This is a genomic window from Haloechinothrix sp. LS1_15, from assembly GCF_033042135.1.
Taxonomy (GTDB): domain Bacteria; phylum Actinomycetota; class Actinomycetes; order Mycobacteriales; family Pseudonocardiaceae; genus Haloechinothrix.
Genome location: NZ_WBXM01000007.1, coordinates 268,223 through 283,259, shown reverse-complemented (window position 1 = coordinate 283,259; position 15,037 = coordinate 268,223). Strand labels below are relative to the sequence as shown.

General features: G+C 69.6%; 14 protein-coding genes and 2 rRNA genes. 15 read left to right on the top strand and 1 reads right to left on the bottom strand.

Annotation, left to right across the window (positions count from 1 at the left end):
- The 10 genes from F8178_RS13355 to F8178_RS13310 all read left to right on the top strand — a co-directional run.
- Positions 1-125 (top strand): 23S ribosomal RNA (locus F8178_RS13355); the annotation flags it as partial.
- An 86-nt stretch (positions 126-211) separates the two neighbouring features.
- A 5S ribosomal RNA gene (rrf, locus tag F8178_RS13350) occupies positions 212-329 on the top strand.
- Positions 330-483: 154 nt separating this feature from the next.
- Positions 484-1,332 (top strand): tetratricopeptide repeat protein, encoded by an 849-nt coding sequence (locus F8178_RS13345; protein ID WP_317495079.1) that lies wholly within the window; start codon positions 484-486, stop codon positions 1,330-1,332.
- Positions 1,329-2,402 carry an HAD-IIA family hydrolase gene (locus tag F8178_RS13340; RefSeq protein ID WP_317495078.1) on the top strand — a complete coding sequence of 358 codons (1,074 nt, stop codon included), beginning with the start codon at positions 1,329-1,331 and terminating at the stop codon, positions 2,400-2,402. The genes F8178_RS13345 and F8178_RS13340 overlap by 4 nt, the downstream gene beginning before the upstream one ends.
- Before the next feature lie 48 nt (positions 2,403-2,450).
- Complete coding sequence (locus tag F8178_RS13335; protein ID WP_317495103.1) at positions 2,451-2,684, top strand: hypothetical protein; 234 nt, start codon at positions 2,451-2,453, stop codon at positions 2,682-2,684.
- 38 nt (positions 2,685-2,722) lie between these two features.
- On the top strand, positions 2,723-3,550 hold the full coding sequence (locus F8178_RS13330) for a TlyA family RNA methyltransferase (RefSeq protein ID WP_317495077.1): 828 nt from the start codon (positions 2,723-2,725) through the stop codon (positions 3,548-3,550).
- Positions 3,547-4,488 carry an NAD kinase gene (locus F8178_RS13325; RefSeq protein WP_396345464.1) on the top strand — a complete coding sequence of 314 codons (942 nt, stop codon included), beginning with the start codon at positions 3,547-3,549 and terminating at the stop codon, positions 4,486-4,488. The genes F8178_RS13330 and F8178_RS13325 overlap by 4 nt, the downstream gene beginning before the upstream one ends.
- Before the next feature lie 102 nt (positions 4,489-4,590).
- Positions 4,591-6,366 carry a DNA repair protein RecN gene (recN, locus tag F8178_RS13320; protein WP_317495076.1) on the top strand — a complete coding sequence of 592 codons (1,776 nt, stop codon included), beginning with the start codon at positions 4,591-4,593 and terminating at the stop codon, positions 6,364-6,366.
- Positions 6,367-6,463: 97 nt separating this feature from the next.
- On the top strand, positions 6,464-7,648 hold the full coding sequence (gene steA, locus F8178_RS13315) for a putative cytokinetic ring protein SteA (protein WP_317495075.1): 1,185 nt from the start codon (positions 6,464-6,466) through the stop codon (positions 7,646-7,648).
- Positions 7,645-8,592 carry a copper transporter gene (locus tag F8178_RS13310; RefSeq protein WP_317495074.1) on the top strand — a complete coding sequence of 316 codons (948 nt, stop codon included), beginning with the start codon at positions 7,645-7,647 and terminating at the stop codon, positions 8,590-8,592. Before steA ends, F8178_RS13310 begins: the two co-directional genes overlap by 4 nt.
- 39 nt (positions 8,593-8,631) lie before the next feature.
- On the opposite strand, the gene aroA is transcribed toward F8178_RS13310, so the two are convergent.
- Positions 8,632-9,972, bottom strand: coding sequence for a 3-phosphoshikimate 1-carboxyvinyltransferase (gene aroA, locus F8178_RS13305; protein WP_317495073.1), 1,341 nt, complete (start codon positions 9,970-9,972; stop codon positions 8,632-8,634).
- A gap of 148 nt (positions 9,973-10,120) precedes the next feature.
- On the opposite strand from aroA, the gene F8178_RS13300 reads away from it, so the two are divergent.
- The 5 genes from F8178_RS13300 to F8178_RS13280 all read left to right on the top strand — a co-directional run bounded on the left by F8178_RS13300 (position 10,121) and on the right by F8178_RS13280 (position 15,032).
- A complete protein-coding gene (locus F8178_RS13300; protein ID WP_317495072.1) occupies positions 10,121-11,842 on the top strand; it encodes a CTP synthase in 1,722 nt (573 codons plus the stop codon).
- Positions 11,835-12,470 carry an NUDIX hydrolase gene (locus tag F8178_RS13295; RefSeq protein ID WP_317495071.1) on the top strand — a complete coding sequence of 212 codons (636 nt, stop codon included), beginning with the start codon at positions 11,835-11,837 and terminating at the stop codon, positions 12,468-12,470. Before F8178_RS13300 ends, F8178_RS13295 begins: the two co-directional genes overlap by 8 nt.
- Positions 12,471-12,612: 142 nt before the next feature.
- Positions 12,613-13,527 (top strand): site-specific tyrosine recombinase XerD, encoded by a 915-nt coding sequence (gene xerD / locus F8178_RS13290; RefSeq protein WP_317495101.1) that lies wholly within the window; start codon positions 12,613-12,615, stop codon positions 13,525-13,527.
- A 102-nt stretch (positions 13,528-13,629) separates the two neighbouring features.
- Positions 13,630-14,553, top strand: coding sequence for a ParA family protein (locus F8178_RS13285; RefSeq protein ID WP_317495070.1), 924 nt, complete (start codon positions 13,630-13,632; stop codon positions 14,551-14,553).
- Positions 14,550-15,032: a cobyrinic acid a,c-diamide synthase gene (locus F8178_RS13280; RefSeq protein ID WP_317495069.1), complete on the top strand. Its 483-nt coding sequence runs from the start codon at positions 14,550-14,552 to the stop codon at positions 15,030-15,032. The genes F8178_RS13285 and F8178_RS13280 overlap by 4 nt, the downstream gene beginning before the upstream one ends.
- Positions 15,033-15,037: the final 5 nt, after the last annotated feature.

Below are 15,037 nucleotides of genomic sequence, written 5' to 3'. Positions count from 1 at the left end.
GAGGTCTCCCACCCCCACCGAGGGGTTAAGGCCCCCACCAGACCAGTGGGTTGATAGGCCGGACGTGGAAGCGCAGCAATGCGTGCTCGAGCGGACCGGTACTAACAGGCCGAGGGCTTGCCCACACTCGCACCCACTCTACAGCTCCCAAACACCACCCCACCCCCACAACACCGCCCCCCACAAGGGCATGCTAACCTCAACAAACGTGGCCGGTGGTTACAGCGGCAGGGAAACGCCCGGACCCATTCCGAACCCGGAAGCTAAGCCTGCCAGCGCCGATGGTACTGCACCCGACAGGCGTGCGGGAGAGTAGGACACCGCCGGCCCCCACAAACCACCAACCGAGTCCCCGAGCACACCGCCCGGGGACTCGGTTCTTTGTGTTCCCCGACCCGCAACGTGCGGTGCGGTGGTCGGCCTCACCCCCGCAGGGCGAAGGGCTCGCCGTAAACTCGGAGGGGATATCGAGAAGGAGGACCCGTGGCCGGATCGGGAGTGGACAGGTCGAACGCTGACCGCAAGCGCAGCGGCGGTCAGCGCCCCGGCCCGACCAGCGGGCGTGGTGAGCGCGGCGAGCGAGGCGACCGCGACACTGCCAAGGTGCCGGAACCACCGCTGGATGACGAGATCGAGTTCGGCGACCTGGATCGGGATATCCGTGCCGACTTGCGTAGCCTGCCCAAGCCGGCAGCCGAGCGGATCGGTCGCCATCTGGTCGCAGCGGGGGAACTGGTGGACAGCGACCCGGAGGCGGCGCTGGCGCACGCGCGTTACGCGAAGTCCCGCGCCCCCCGCATCCCCGCCGTGCGTGAAGCGGTGGGGCTCGCTGCCTACTTCGCGGGCCAGTGGTCGGAGGCACTGTCCGAGTTGCGTGCCGTACGACGCATGACCCGCACAGATGAGCACGTCGCTGTGATAGCCGATGCGGAACGCGCGCTAGGGAGGCCGGAGCGGGCGCTGGAGCTGCTGCGCGAGAGCCAGACCGCGGCGCTGCCCCGCGAGGTCGCGGTGGAGCTGCGTATCGTTGCCGCCGGTGCTCGTCGCGACCTGGGTCAACCCGATGCGGCGGTCGTCGCGCTGCAAGGCCCGGACCTCGATCCGAAGCAGCAGGAACCGTGGAGTGCACGGTTGTTCTACGCCTACGCCGACAACCTGCTGGCTGCGGGGCGGGAGCCGGAGGCCGTGCGGTGGTTCCTGCACGCGGCCAACGCCGACACCGAAGGCGACACCGACGCCGCGCTGCGCGCCATGGAGCTGGCAGGCATGCCGGGTGGCGATGGCGACGAGTTCGCCGAGGTCACCGAGGTCGCCGAGCAGGATCGGGAATGACGCTGCTCTGCGGTCACGACGCTGTCCTGCTGGACCTCGACGGCACCATCCATCACGGTAACCATCCGGTCCCAGGTGTGGGTGAGGTGCTCACCACGGTCAGAGAACAGGGCGTCGCGGTCCGTTTCGTGACCAACAACGCCGCCACCGGGCCTGCCGGGGTCGCCGAGCGACTCACGGCACTCGGCGTGCCCGCGGACAGCCACGAGGTCACCACCAGCGCGCAGGCGGCCGCGATGCTGCTCGCTGAGCGATTGCCTGCGGTGAGCACTGTGCTCGTCGTCGGATCCGACGACCTGCGCGCCGAGGTTGCTGCCTGCGGTATGCGTCTCGCCCAGCGGCCGGGAACCGCCGGTGCCGGGGCGGGTACCACGGGGACGGTCGAGTCTGGGCAGCAGGCGGAGGTGACGAAGACGGTGGATGCGGTGGTGCAGGGTCACTCACCGGACACGGCTTGGCGCGACCTCGCCGAGGCGTGCCTGGCGATCAGGGCGGGAGCTCTGTGGGTCGCGTGCAACACCGATCCCACCCTGCCCACCGAGCGAGGCCAGCTGCCCGGCAACGGCGCGATGGTGGCGGCGCTGCGCACGGCCACGGGGTGCGACCCGCACGTGGCGGGCAAACCCGCGCCGCTGCTGTTCCGACGATCGGCGGCCGACGCCGCGGCACGGTACCCGCTGGTGGTGGGCGATCGTATGGACACCGACATCGCAGGTGCCCACGCCGCCGGTCTACCCGGCCTGCTCGTGCTCAGCGGGGTCACCACCGCCGCCGACGTGCTGCGGGCGCCGCCGGAGAACCGCCCCACATACCTGGCATCGGACATCACGGCACTGCAGCGGCCCCCGGAGGAGCTGACCGTGGGGCCACGCGCGGAGTGGGATGTCGAGGTCGGTTCCGACGCGCTGCTGGTCACCGGCCGGGACCGCGCCGCGTGCGGCACCGGCAGCGCCGACCCGCTCGACCTGTTGCGGGCACTGTGCCGCCCCGCATGGCAGTCCGGGTTGCGCACCATCGTGCCGCGTGAACCGCGTGCCACGGAGGTGGCCGCGCAGCTGGGCCTGCTGTGACGCGCCCGCCCGTGCACCGCCCGCAGGGCAGCCGCTACCGTGATGGGCGTGCATCCACACGACGAGCAGCACCCGCGGCCCGAGTCCCGCACCGAGGCCGCCACGAGGGATCAGCAGCGGGCTGACACCGAGCAGGCCGAGTCGGACATCCGTGCCGGTATCACCGAAGCGATCGCGTGCCTCGACGAGCTCGATGAACTGCCGCTCTCGGCACATGTGGAGCGGTTCGAAGCGGTCCACACCCAGCTGACCGTGGCGCTGTCGGATATCGACAAGGCCTAGCCGGTGTCCAACGTCGAGCAATCCTAGGGACGGCGGTTGTGGCTGCGAGGGCGCGGTTGGACGCCGAACTGGTGCGACGAGGCATCGCCCGATCACGGGAACACGCCGCTACGCTGATCGCCGATGGGCTGGTGACGGTGCGGGGCATGGTCTCGGTCAAGGCGGCCACCGCCGTCGAGGCGACCACCCCGATCCACGTCCGAGACTGCGATGACCCTGGCTGGGCATCACGCGGAGCGCAGAAACTGCTCGGCGCGTTGGAGACGTTCGAGCCGTTAGGACTGACTACTTCCGGTGTGCGATGTCTCGACGCGGGAGCCTCCACCGGCGGGTTCACCGACGTCCTTCTCCGCCGCGGGGCGCGGGAAGTCGTGGCGGTGGATGTCGGGCGCGGCCTGCTCGACTGGCGGTTGCGAACCGATGAGCGGGTGACGGTGCTGGACAGGACGAACGCCAGGTCCCTGACGCCCGAGTTGCTCGGTGGGCAGGTGGAGCTGATCGTCGCCGATCTGTCGTTCATCTCGCTGCGGCTCGTGCTACCCGCCTTCGCCCGGTGCGCCGCCGCGGGCGCGGACGTGCTGCCGATGGTCAAGCCTCAGTTCGAGGTGGGCAGGGCGCGGCTCGGCCAAGGGGGCGTGGTACGCGATCCCGAGCTGCGGGAACGGGCGATACTGGATGTGGTCGGCTCCGCCCGCGAGCACGGCTTCGCGCTGCACGGGGTCGTCGCGAGCCCGCTACCGGGGCCGTCGGGCAACGTGGAGTACTTTGCCTGGTTGCGGCACGCCGTTCCCGGCGACACCCTCGACGGGGATCCGGACGCGGTGACGGAGCTGATACGGGCGGCGGTGCGGGAAGGGCCCCGATGATGGACAGGCACGTGACGACGGCGCGGGAAGTGCTCCTCGTTGCGAATCCGGATCGGGAGGCAACGGCCGAGGCGGTCCGCGAGGTGGGTACCCGGTTCGTGGCGGCTGGACTGCGGTTGCGCGTGATCGACGCCGAGGTGGGTGCTGTGCTGGACGGCGGCTCCGGTGATGCTGAGCAACCCTTGCCGTACACCCTCCTCGACAGGAACGCCGATCCGGCGGCCGGTGCCGAGCTGGTGTTCGTCTTCGGTGGCGACGGCACGCTGCTCGGTGCCACGGAACTGGCACGGCCGGCGCGGGTGCCTGTGCTGGGAGTGAACCTCGGCAGGATGGGGTTCCTGGCCGAGGCCGATTCTCACGCGCTGGCCGAGACGGTGCAGCGGATCGTGGATCGGCAGTACAGCATCGAGGAACGCATGACCGTCGATGTCGCGGTCAGCCACGCGGGCGAGCCCGTGGCGCGGATGTGGGCGCTGAACGAGGCCAGCGTGGAGAAGAGCTCGCGGGAGCTCATCCTCGACGCGTTGATCAGCGTCGACGGGCGACCGGTATCGTCGTTCGGCTGTGACGGCGTGCTGTGCGCCACCCCCACCGGATCGACCGCGTACGCGTTCTCCGCGGGCGGGCCGATCATCTGGCCCGACGTGGAAGCGCTGGTGGTCGTGCCGAGCAACGCGCACGCGATGTTCTCCCGGCCGATGGTGGTCTCGCGCGATTCGGTGATCACCGTCGATACCGACCCCGACGGCGCACCCGGCGTACTGACCTGCGACGGATCCCGGCACGTCGACCTACCGAGGGGCGCCCGGGTGGAGGTGGCGGCGGGACGCATCCCGGTGCTGCTTGTCCGCCTGTGGGACGGCCCGTTCACCGACCGGCTGGTGTACAAGTTCGACCTGCCCGTCAAGAGCTGGCGCGAACGCTACCCCCGCGCCTGATGCCCGGTGGGTGCGAGCCGAAGGACTCCTCGGGTACCGGATATGTACCGAGGGGTCCCTTCGGCTCGCACCTCCGGCCGGAGCAACCGCTAGGGTGGGGACGTGCTGGGTGAGATGCGGATCAACGGCATCGGGGTCATCGACGATGCCCTGCTCGAGCTGGACTCGAGGTTCACCGTGGTCACCGGCGAGACGGGCGCGGGCAAGACGATGGTGGTCACCGGGCTTCACCTGCTGTCAGGGGGTCGGTCCGACGCGTCCCGGATCCGTGCGGGAGCCACCAAGGCCGCTGTCGAGGGTCGGTTCGCGCTGGACAGGGCTGACGGTGCCGCCGAGGTGATCAGCCAGGCTGGCGCGGACACCGACGAGGACGGCAGCGTGATCGCCGTTCGCACGGTCAACGCGGAGGGACGATCCCGCGCCTACCTCGGTGGGCGCTCGGTGCCGGTAGGGGTACTGTCGCAGCTCGCCGAGGAGCTGATCGCGGTGCACGGCCAGCACGACCAACTCCGGCTGATGCGTTCGGCAGAGCAGCGTGCGGTGCTCGACCGTTTCGCAGGCCAGGCCGTCGCCGACCCGCTCGCCGAGTACCAGCGCGTGCGGGCCGAGTGGCGGGAGGTCGCCGCCGAACTCGCCGATCGCACCGAGCGCTCCAGGGAACTGGCCCAGCAAGCCGACATGCTCCGCCACGGGTTGAGCGAGATCGAATCCGTCGAGCCGCAACCGGGTGAGGACGGCGAGGTCGCCGAACGTATCAAGCGGCTCACCGAGGTGGACGAGCTGCGCACCGTGGCGGGTGCGGCGCAGCAGGCACTGTCCGGATCCGCCGAGGGCGATCCCGACCAGCCAGGAGCCCTCGGCTTGATTGGTGAGGCACGGCGCAGGCTGGCAGGCTCGACCGACCCGGCGCTGGCCGAGCTGGAGCCCCGGCTAGCGCAGGTGAACACGTTGCTCTCCGATATCGGTTCGGAGCTGGGTTCCTACCTGGACGGACTGGATGCCGACCCTGCGGAACTGGACAGGCTGCTGAACCGGCAGGCCGAACTGAAGAAACTCACCCGCAAGTACGCCGCCGACATCGACGGTGTGCTGGCCTGGGCCGAGGACGCGCGCGCCCGGCTCGCCTCGATGGACACCTCAGAGGAGGCGCTCGCGCAGCTGGCCGCACGGCGGGACGAACTGGCAGGCGAGCTGGCCGAGCACGCGGCACGGCTGAGCCAGGCACGCATCGAGGCGGCGGCGCGGCTTGCCGAGGCGACCAGCGCCGAGCTTGGCGGCCTCGCCATGCCGCAGGCGCGTCTCGAAGTCGCCGTGCGCAGGCGACAGATCGACGGGACCGACGATGCCGCGGCGTTGGACGTCGAGGGGCAGCGGTGCCACGCGGGCGCCGACGGTATCGACGAGGTCGAGTTCCGGCTCAGAGCGCACCAGGACGGTCCCGCGCTGCCGCTGCACAAGGCCGCTTCCGGCGGCGAGCTGTCGCGCGTGATGCTGGCCATCGAGGTGGTGCTCGCGGGAGCCGACACCGTACCGACGCTGGTGTTCGACGAAGTGGATGCCGGTGTCGGGGGCCGGGCCGCGGTGGAGATCGGCCGCAGGCTCGCCAAGCTGGCGGCGAGCCACCAGGTCATCGTGGTCACGCACCTTCCGCAGGTGGCGGCCTATGCCGACCGGCACCTGGTGGTGGACAGGGCCGGGGAGGCGACCTCGGACGGGGGCATCACCAGCAGCTGCGTGCGTACGCTCGACAGCACGGAGCGCGTCGGCGAACTGGCCCGCATGCTGGCAGGTATGGACGGCACGGAAACGGGACGCGCGCATGCCGAAGAGCTGCTGACCGTTGCCGAGAAAGAGAAGTCCACCCGGGACGGCGCGTAGCCAATATCACGCCATCCGGTACGGGGCAAGAAGAATCCACCGCGATCGACGGCGTGGCGGAGCCAGATTACTCCGTACGTTTGCCAGGATGCCTGTCATGAAGCTTAGCGGCGTGCTCTCCAGAAAGGCTGACAGCCTTCCCGGAGTGATCGGCGTAGCCCGGGTGAACCGGCGCACCCGGGAACTCCTCCGCAGGGTCGGGGCGGGCGATATCGCCGTCATCGACCAGGTCGACCTCGACAGGGCCACGGCCAACGCGCTGGTGAAGGCTGGAGTCGCCGGGGTAGTCAACGCGTCCCCGTCGATCTCCGGCCGTTTCCCCAATCTGGGGCCGGAGATCCTCGTCGGGGCTGGTATCCCGCTCATCGACGCGGCGGGTGCCGAGGTGCTGCACGCGATCAAGGACGGCAGCAAGATCCGCCTCGACGAAGGGGTGATCTACCAGGGGGAGCGTGAGCTCGCGCAGGGGATCGTGCAGACACCGGAGAGCGTCGCCGATGCGATGATCGAGGCCAAGGCCGGGATGACATCGCAGCTCGAAGCGTTCTCCGCGAACACCATGGAGTTCCTGCGCCGGGAACGCACGCTCGTGCTCGACGGCGTGGGCGTGCCGGACCTGCGCGTACCGCTGCAGGACAAGCACGTCGTCGTGGTGGCTCCGGGAACCGAGCACGCCCAGGACCTGAAACGGCTCAAGAAGTACATCGCCGAATATCACCCCGTGCTCATCGGTGTCGACATGGGCGCCGACACGCTGCACGAGCAGGGCTACACGCCGCACGTCATCGTGGGCGACCCGACCGGCATCGCCTCTGACACGCTCAAGGGAGCGGGCGAGGTGGTGGTGCCCGCTCAGCCGGACGGGTACGCACCGGGAGTGGAGCGCATCCAGGATCTCGGTATCGGCGCGGTGACGTTCCCGTCCTCGGCCAACCCGGAGGATCTCGCGCTGCTGCTCGCCGATGCGCACGGGGCGGCGCTGGTGGTGACCGTGGGGTTCCAGGCGACGTTGCAGGAGTTCCTTGATCAGGGGCGTTCGGGATCCAACCCCTCCACCTTCCTGACCCGGTTGAAACTGGGAACGAAGCTGGTCGACGCCAAGGCCGTATCCACTGTGTACCGCGGACGGGTGTCGGTCCCCGCGGTGCTGTTCCTCGTCGTCGCGGCACTGGTCGCGGTGATGGCCGCGCTCGCGGTGTCCGGGGTCGGTGACGTGTACCTGGACTGGCTGTACAGCCAGCTACAGGGGCTGTTGGACTGGGCTAGGAGGCTCGTGTCGTGATCTCGTTGCGTTACCACATCGTGTCGTTGGCAGCAGCTTTCCTGGCGCTGGCTGTCGGCGTCGTCCTCGGGTCGAGCACGCTCAGCGGCTCGTTACTGTCGGGGCTGGCGGACAACCGGGACGAGCTCGCCGAACGGGTGACCGAGCTGGAGGCGGAGCGGAGCACGCTGCAGGCACGGCTGGCCGAGGCCGACGGGTTCGCCGCCTCCGTAGGCCCGCGCGTGGTGGCGGACCGGCTGGACGAGCGTTCGGTCGTGCTGTTCACCACCGAGGACGCCGATTCGCGGCACCGCGACGCGCTGGTGGAACTCATCGAGAGTTCCGGAGCGGAAGTCACCGGTGAGGTCGGGTTGACCGGGGCATTCGCCGACCCGTCGAAGGCGGACCGGCTGGTGGAGATCGCGACACGGCTGCAACCCTCGGGCGCGGAACTGCCCACCTCGGGTGGCCCTGGCTCGCTGGCTGGTGCGCTGCTCGGCCAGACACTCCTGCTCGACGCCGATTCCGCGGAGGAGCAGTCGAGTTCGGACGAGCGGACAGCCGCGTTGACCGGTCTCGAGGAAGGTGGGTTCGTCGAGACCTCCGGGGATGTCGAACCGGCGCAGCTCGCCGTGGTGCTGACCGGTGGCGACGTCGATGACGGGCGAGCGGGTGACAGGGCGGCTACGGTCGCCCGGTTCGCCGCGCAGCTGGACCGTGCGGGAGCCGGGACCGTACTCGCGGGCAGCGAGGGCTCGGCGACCGGAAGCGGCGCGATCGGCGTGGCACGTGCGGATTCCACCATCACCGACATGCTGTCCACTGTGGACCATGTGGACACCGCCGCAGGCAGGGTTGTCACGGTGCTCGCACTGCGCAGGCAGCTGGATGGCGAGGCCGAGCAGTACGGTGTCGCCGCCAACGCCGACCGTCCCGCCCCTGGGGTGGATGCCACGGGTTCGTGACGCGCATCGGGAATCCGGGCCCGCTCGTGTGGTGGACCCCTAGCGCGTGGGCGGGTCTCCGGCAGGCCGCAGCATGCGCGTCCACTCCTCGACGAAGCCGGGGAAGGTCTTGCCGACCGTCGCCGGGTTCTCCACCGCGATCCCGGGAACCCGCAGCCCCAGCAGCGCAGCGGCCATGACGAGCCGGTGGTCCTCGTAGGTGTGGAAGGTGCCGGAACGCAGCGGCGACGGCTCGATGCGCAGGCCGTCCTCGATCTGCGTGACGGCTCCGCCGAGCCCGGTGATCTCGGTGGCCAGGGCTGCGAGCCGATCGGTCTCGTGCCCGCGCAGGTGCGCGACTCCCCGGATCACCGAGGGCCCGTCCGCGAAGCACAGCATCGCAGTGATCACCGGGGTGAGCTCGCTGACGTCGTGCAGGTCGAGCTCCAGTCCGGGGATCGTGCCCGTTCCGGTGACGGTGAGCCCGCTCGCGTTGCGGGTGACCCGCATCCCGAGCTCGCGCAGCAGGCGACGGAGCCAGTCGCCGGGCTGGGTGGTGCTCGCGGGCCAGCCTGCTACGTGCACGGTGCCGCCGGTCAGCGCGGCGGCCAAGAGAAACGGTGCCGCGCTCGACAGGTCGGGCTCCACCGTGTATTCGGGACGGTGCAGCTCGGTGGGCGGCACGTGGAACTCCGTGCCCTCGCGAGTGGGGTGCGCGCCGAACGCGCGCAGCAGGTCCAGGGTCATCTCGATATGGGGTTCGCTGGGCGGTGCCTCGCCGACCAGCCGGACGGTGACGCCTTCGTCGAAGGCGGGCCCGGCCAACAGGAGTGCCGACAGGAACTGGCTGGAGGCCGAGGAGTCGACATCGACGGGTCCGCCTCGCAACCCGCCGGTGCCGTGCACCGTGAACGGCAGCGCCGAGCGGTCACCGTGGTCGATGTCGGCCCCGAGATCTTCCAGCGCCCGGATCAGCCCGTACATGGGACGGCGCCGGAGCGCCCGGTCACCGTCGAAGCGCACGCTGACGGTGCCCAGTGTGGCCAGCGCCGGAGTGAAGCGCGCGACGGTGCCCGAGTTCCCGAGATCCACAGAGGCGGTGCGCTCGACGCGAGCGTGATCCGCCTCGGCCAGCGGGTGCACGCGGATCCCGTCGTCGAGACGTTCGTGCCGCGCGCCGAGCACCGCGAGCGCATCGATCATCAACCGTGCGTCCCGTGAATCGAGCGGATTGCGCACCAGCGTCGGCGTCCGCCCAAGGGCGGCGAGCACGTAGGCGCGGTTGGTGATGGACTTGGAGGCCGGTACCCGCACCTCGGCGTGCACGGTGCCCTCCGGTGTGGGTGCCGTCCAGTATCCCGCCGGTGCGGCTTGGCCTGCTCGCGTGCCGGGGTCGTTCACCGCCTCATGCCTCACTGTCCGCCTGTCCGTGCTGGCTGCCGCACGCCGCGTCGTCGTGCCGCTCCCAGCTTACTGTTCGGGCCCGCGCCGCGCCGTGCGGCATGCTCCCGCCTGCGGCACACGGCGGGGCATGTTAGCGTAAAAGCCCGTGGGAAATCAGCGTCGGTCGAGCCGGCAGGTCGCGGTCAAGTACGTGTTCGTCACCGGAGGGGTCGCCTCCTCCCTAGGCAAGGGGCTCACTGCCTCCAGCCTGGGTCAGTTGCTCACTGCGCGTGGTCTACGGGTCACGATGCAGAAGCTGGATCCGTACCTCAACGTCGACCCCGGCACCATGAACCCGTTCCAGCACGGCGAGGTGTTCGTCACCGAGGACGGTGCCGAAACGGACCTCGATATCGGTCACTACGAGCGGTTCCTCGACAGGGACCTGACCGGCCGGGCCAATGTCACCACCGGTCAGGTGTACTCGGAGGTGATCGCCAAGGAACGCAGCGGCGACTACCTCGGTGACACCGTGCAGGTCATCCCGCACATCACCGATGAGATCAAGTCGCGCATCCTCGGCCTCGGCGAGGCCGACGGCACCGGTCAACGCCCCGATGTGGTGATTACCGAGGTCGGCGGCACAGTCGGCGACATCGAGTCGTTGCCGTTCCTGGAAGCCTGCAGGCAGGCCAGACACGACGTGGGGCGGGACAACTGCTTCTTCCTGCACGTCTCGCTCGTGCCCTACCTGGCGCCTTCCGGCGAGTTGAAGACGAAGCCGACCCAGCACTCGGTGGCCGCGTTACGCAACATCGGCATCCAGCCCGATGCGCTGGTCTGCCGCGCCGACCGGGAGCTGCCCGAGGACCTCAAGCACAAGATCGGGTTGATGTGCGACGTCGAGGACGAGGCGGTGATCGCCTGCCCGGACGCTCGGTCCATTTACGACATCCCGAAGGTGCTGCACTCCGAGGCGCTGGACGCCTACGTGGTGCGCAGGCTGGGATTGCCGTTCCGCGACGTCGACTGGACGGTGTGGGGGGACCTGCTCGATCGCGTGCATCGCCCGAAGGAGACGGTCCGGGTGGCGCTGGTTGGCAAGTATGTCGACCTACCCGACGCCTACCTGTCGGTGACCGAGGCGTTACGCGCCGGGGGCTTCGCCCACCATGCGAAGGTGGAGATCAAGTGGGTTCCCTCCGACGAGGCGGCCACCGAAGCGGGCGCGGCTGCCGCGCTGTCCGACGTGCACGGTGTGCTTGTTCCTGGAGGGTTCGGGATTCGGGGAATCGAGGGTAAGGTCGGGGCGATCGCCTTCGCTCGCAAGCGCAAGATCCCCGTGCTCGGCCTGTGTCTCGGTCTGCAGTGCATGGTGATCGACGTGGCGCGCAACCTCGCGGGCATCGAGGGAGCCCACTCGGCCGAGTTCGAGCAGGACACCCCGCACCCGGTGATCTCGACGATGCCGGACCAGCAGGATGTGGTGGCAGGCGAGCGGGACATGGGAGGGACCATGCGGCTGGGGGCCTACCGCGCCAGGCTGGTGGACGGGACACAGGTGGCGAAGGCCTACGGCCGATCCGAGGTCTCTGAGCGGCACCGGCACCGCTTCGAGGTGAACAACGCCTACCGGGAGCGGCTCGGCAAAGCGGGGCTGACGTTCTCCGGGGTGTCGCCGGACGGCAAGCTCGTCGAGTTCGTCGAGCTGCCCGCGGAGACACACCCCTTCTACGTCGGCACCCAGGCTCACCCGGAGCTCAAGAGCAGGCCGACGCGCCCGCACCCGCTGTTCGACGCGTTCGTCAGGGCGGTGGTGGACTACCGGGTGGCCGACCGCCTGCCCGTCGAGCTGCCCGATGCGCCCGCCGTGAGCGCCGATGAGTGAACCAGCCGAGCCCGGTACCCACGAGTTCGACGTCACCGCCAGCGAGGACGTTTACGTTGGCAGTGTCATCGGGCTCCGGGTCGACACCGTGACGATGCCGGGTGGCGCCACCGCCCGGCGGGAGGTGGTCGAGCACCAGGGTGCCGTGGCTATCGCCGCTGTCGACACCGACCGGCGGGTCACGTTGATCCACCAGTATCGGCACCCGTTCGGCAGGCGGCTGTGGGAGCTGCCTGCCGGGCTACTCGATTCAGCAGGGGAAGATCCGGTGGACACCGCCCGCAGGGAGCTCGCCGAGGAGGTCGGGCTGGCGGCCGATCACTGGGAGACGCTCGTCGACAACGCGGCGTCGGCCGGGTTCACCGACGAGGTGGTGCGGGTCTTCCTCGCGCGCGGGCTGCGCCCGGTCGACCGGCACGTGCTCGACGGTGAGGAAGCCGACCTCGTGATCAAGCAGGTGCCGCTGGACGAGGCGGTGCGCATGGTGCTCGCCGGGGAACTGATCAACGGGGCAACGGTGAGCGGGGTGCTGGCCGCGCACGCGGCGTTGACCGGGGCGGCCGCGACGCGGGCTGCCGACGCGCCATGGCGGGACCGGCCGGTGCGGTTCCGACGCAGGCTACGGTGACGCGCCGGGTGAAGTCCGGCGCCGAGGCTCGGCCTGTACGATCACGCTCGGGCTGTCCTGGAGCTGATCCGGCGTTGTCCGCCCGAACCAGCCAGGCGCTGCCGTACGCTTGGGATCCGTGACACGCTCCGATCCCGCTGAGGTGATCGACACCTACCTCGACCATCTCGTCGTGGAACGCGGCACCGCACGCAACACGGTGGACAGTTACGCGCGCGACCTGCGTCGATACCTGGCGTTCCTACGTTCACGGGAGCGGGTCGAGCTCGCCGACGTCACCGAGGCCGATGTGCGCGACTTTGCGGTGGCCATGCGGGAAGGAACCCCGGAGAAGCCGCCGCTGGCCGCGTCGTCGGCGGCTCGTGCGTTGGCTGCCGTGCGCGGTCTGCACCGGTTCGCCGCCACCGACGGGCTGGTCGAGCACGACGTCGCCAGGGAGGTCCGGCCCCCGAACGGTGGTCGCAGGCTTCCCAAGGCGTTGCCGGTGGACGAGGTGCTGCGGTTGCTCGACATGCCGCCGCAGCAGGGCGACCGCGCGCTGCGGGATCGTGCGCTGCTCGAAGTGTTGTACTCCACGGGGGCACGTATCTCGGAAGCGGTCGGCCTGGACGTCGACGACGTCGACGACGATCAGCGCACGGTGATGCTGGACGGCAAGGGCGGCAAGCAGCGGATCGTGCCGATCGGCAGGCCCGCGCTGGAGGCGCTGGAGGCTTACCGGGTGCGAGCCAGGCCCACGTTGGCCGCGCGGGGGCGGGGAACGTCCGCGCTCTTCCTCAACGCCAGGGGTGGACGGTTGTCCCGCCAGGGTGCCTGGCACGTTCTCAAGCGCAACGCCGACCGCGCAGGCCTGGCCGGCGAGGTGTCGCCGCACACGCTCCGCCATTCCTTCGCCACCCACCTGCTCGAAGGCGGTGCCGATGTGCGAGTGGTGCAGGAATTGCTCGGTCACTCGTCAGTGTCGACCACCCAGGTCTATACCCTGGTGACAGTGAACACGTTGCGCGAGGTGTACGCTACCGCGCATCCCAGGGCGCGCGCCGACGTCTCGCCGTGACGTGTCCGCGATCTTGACGTTGACTCGGCGAGTTCAATTGCTGCCGGTCAACCTCCCCGCATAGGCTGCCGTCGAACACGCTGAGCAAGGAGCTATCGCGTCATGTCGACACCCGAGTCGCCGCAGGCCGCGGCTGCCGCCAAGGTACGGGACGAGACGGCGGCATCGAAGGCTGTGGCCGCCGAGGGCAATGGCACGCCGTTGGGGCCGACGGGCAGGCCGAAGCGCGAGATACCGGACCCGCCCGCGTTGGCCGAGCACGGACCCGCCCGCGTGCTCGCGATGTGCAACCAGAAGGGCGGTGTCGGCAAGACCACGTCGACCATCAACCTTGGTGCGTCGTTGGCCGAGTACGGCCGCAAGGTGCTGCTGGTCGATTTCGATCCGCAGGGCGCGTTGTCCGTCGGACTCGGTGTGCAGCCGCACGAGCTGGAGCAGACCGTGTACAACGCGATCATGGAACGGTCGCTCGATACACGGGAGCTGGTGCATTCCACCGTGATCGACGGCATGGATCTGCTACCGAGTAACATCGACCTTTCGGCGGCGGAGGTGCAGCTGGTCGCCGAGGTGGGTAGGGAGCACACGCTGATGCGGGTGCTGCGGCCGGTGGTCGCCGATTACGACTTCGTGCTTGTCGACTGCCAGCCGTCGCTCGGTCTGCTCACCGTCAACGCGCTGACTGCGTCACACGGCGTGATCATCCCCCTGGAATGCGAGTTCTTCAGCCTCCGCGGGGTCGCGTTGCTGATGGACACCATCGAGAAGGTCAAGGAGAGGTTGAACCCGGATCTCGACATCACGGGCATCCTTGCCACAATGTTTGATCCCCGCACGTTGCATTCCAAGGAGGTTATGGCGCGCGTGGTAGAAGCGTTCGGCGATACCGTGTTCGACACCGTCATCAATCGCACGGTGCGTTTCGCGGAGACGACAGTAGCCGGCGAGCCGATCACGAAGTGGTCGCCGAAGTCCAACGGTGCCCAGGCGTACCGGCAGCTCGCGCGTGAGGTGATCCGCCGGTGACCAAGCGTGCCTCGCTGCCGGGGGCTTCGGAGTTGTTCTTCCGCAGCACCTCGGCTCCGGCCAACCAACCGACGACCGAGCAGGGACGCGAAGACGCCGCCGGTGGGGCGGGCGCGGCCGGTCAGGACGGCGAGGTGTCGGGCGACGCCGCGGCCACCTCAGGGCGTGACGAGGCCCCTCGCGATAGTGAGAACGGTAAGCAGCCGACCCCGGTCCCGGCGGCGCGCGGTGGCAGGCGTGGCTCGCCGCGCACCAAGCACGACGCCAAGATCACGGTGTACGTCTCCCAGGATGAGCTGCTGGCGCTGGAGCACGCCCGGCTGGAACTGCGTGGCACCTACGATCTCGCGGTCGATCGTGGCCGTGTGGTGCGCGAGGCGGTCGCGGTGATCCTGTCGGACTTCGAGGAGCGTGGCGAGTCCTCGGTGCTGGTACAGCGGCTGCGTACGGATGACGATGACCAGTCACGCCCGTCGTGACGCGC

Bases quoted from the DNA above. Each gene is read 5' to 3' on its own strand.
- F8178_RS13340 (WP_317495078.1), top strand. From the start codon at position 1,329: ATGACGCTGCTCTGCGGTCACGACGCTGTCCTGCTGGACCTCGACGGC.
- F8178_RS13295 (WP_317495071.1), top strand. From the start codon at position 11,835: ATGAGTGAACCAGCCGAGCCCGGTACCCACGAGTTCGACGTCACCGCC.
- steA (WP_317495075.1), top strand. From the start codon at position 6,464: ATGAAGCTTAGCGGCGTGCTCTCCAGAAAGGCTGACAGCCTTCCCGGA.
- F8178_RS13325 (WP_396345464.1), top strand. From the start codon at position 3,547: ATGATGGACAGGCACGTGACGACGGCGCGGGAAGTGCTCCTCGTTGCG.
- F8178_RS13285 (WP_317495070.1), top strand. From the start codon at position 13,630: ATGTCGACACCCGAGTCGCCGCAGGCCGCGGCTGCCGCCAAGGTACGG.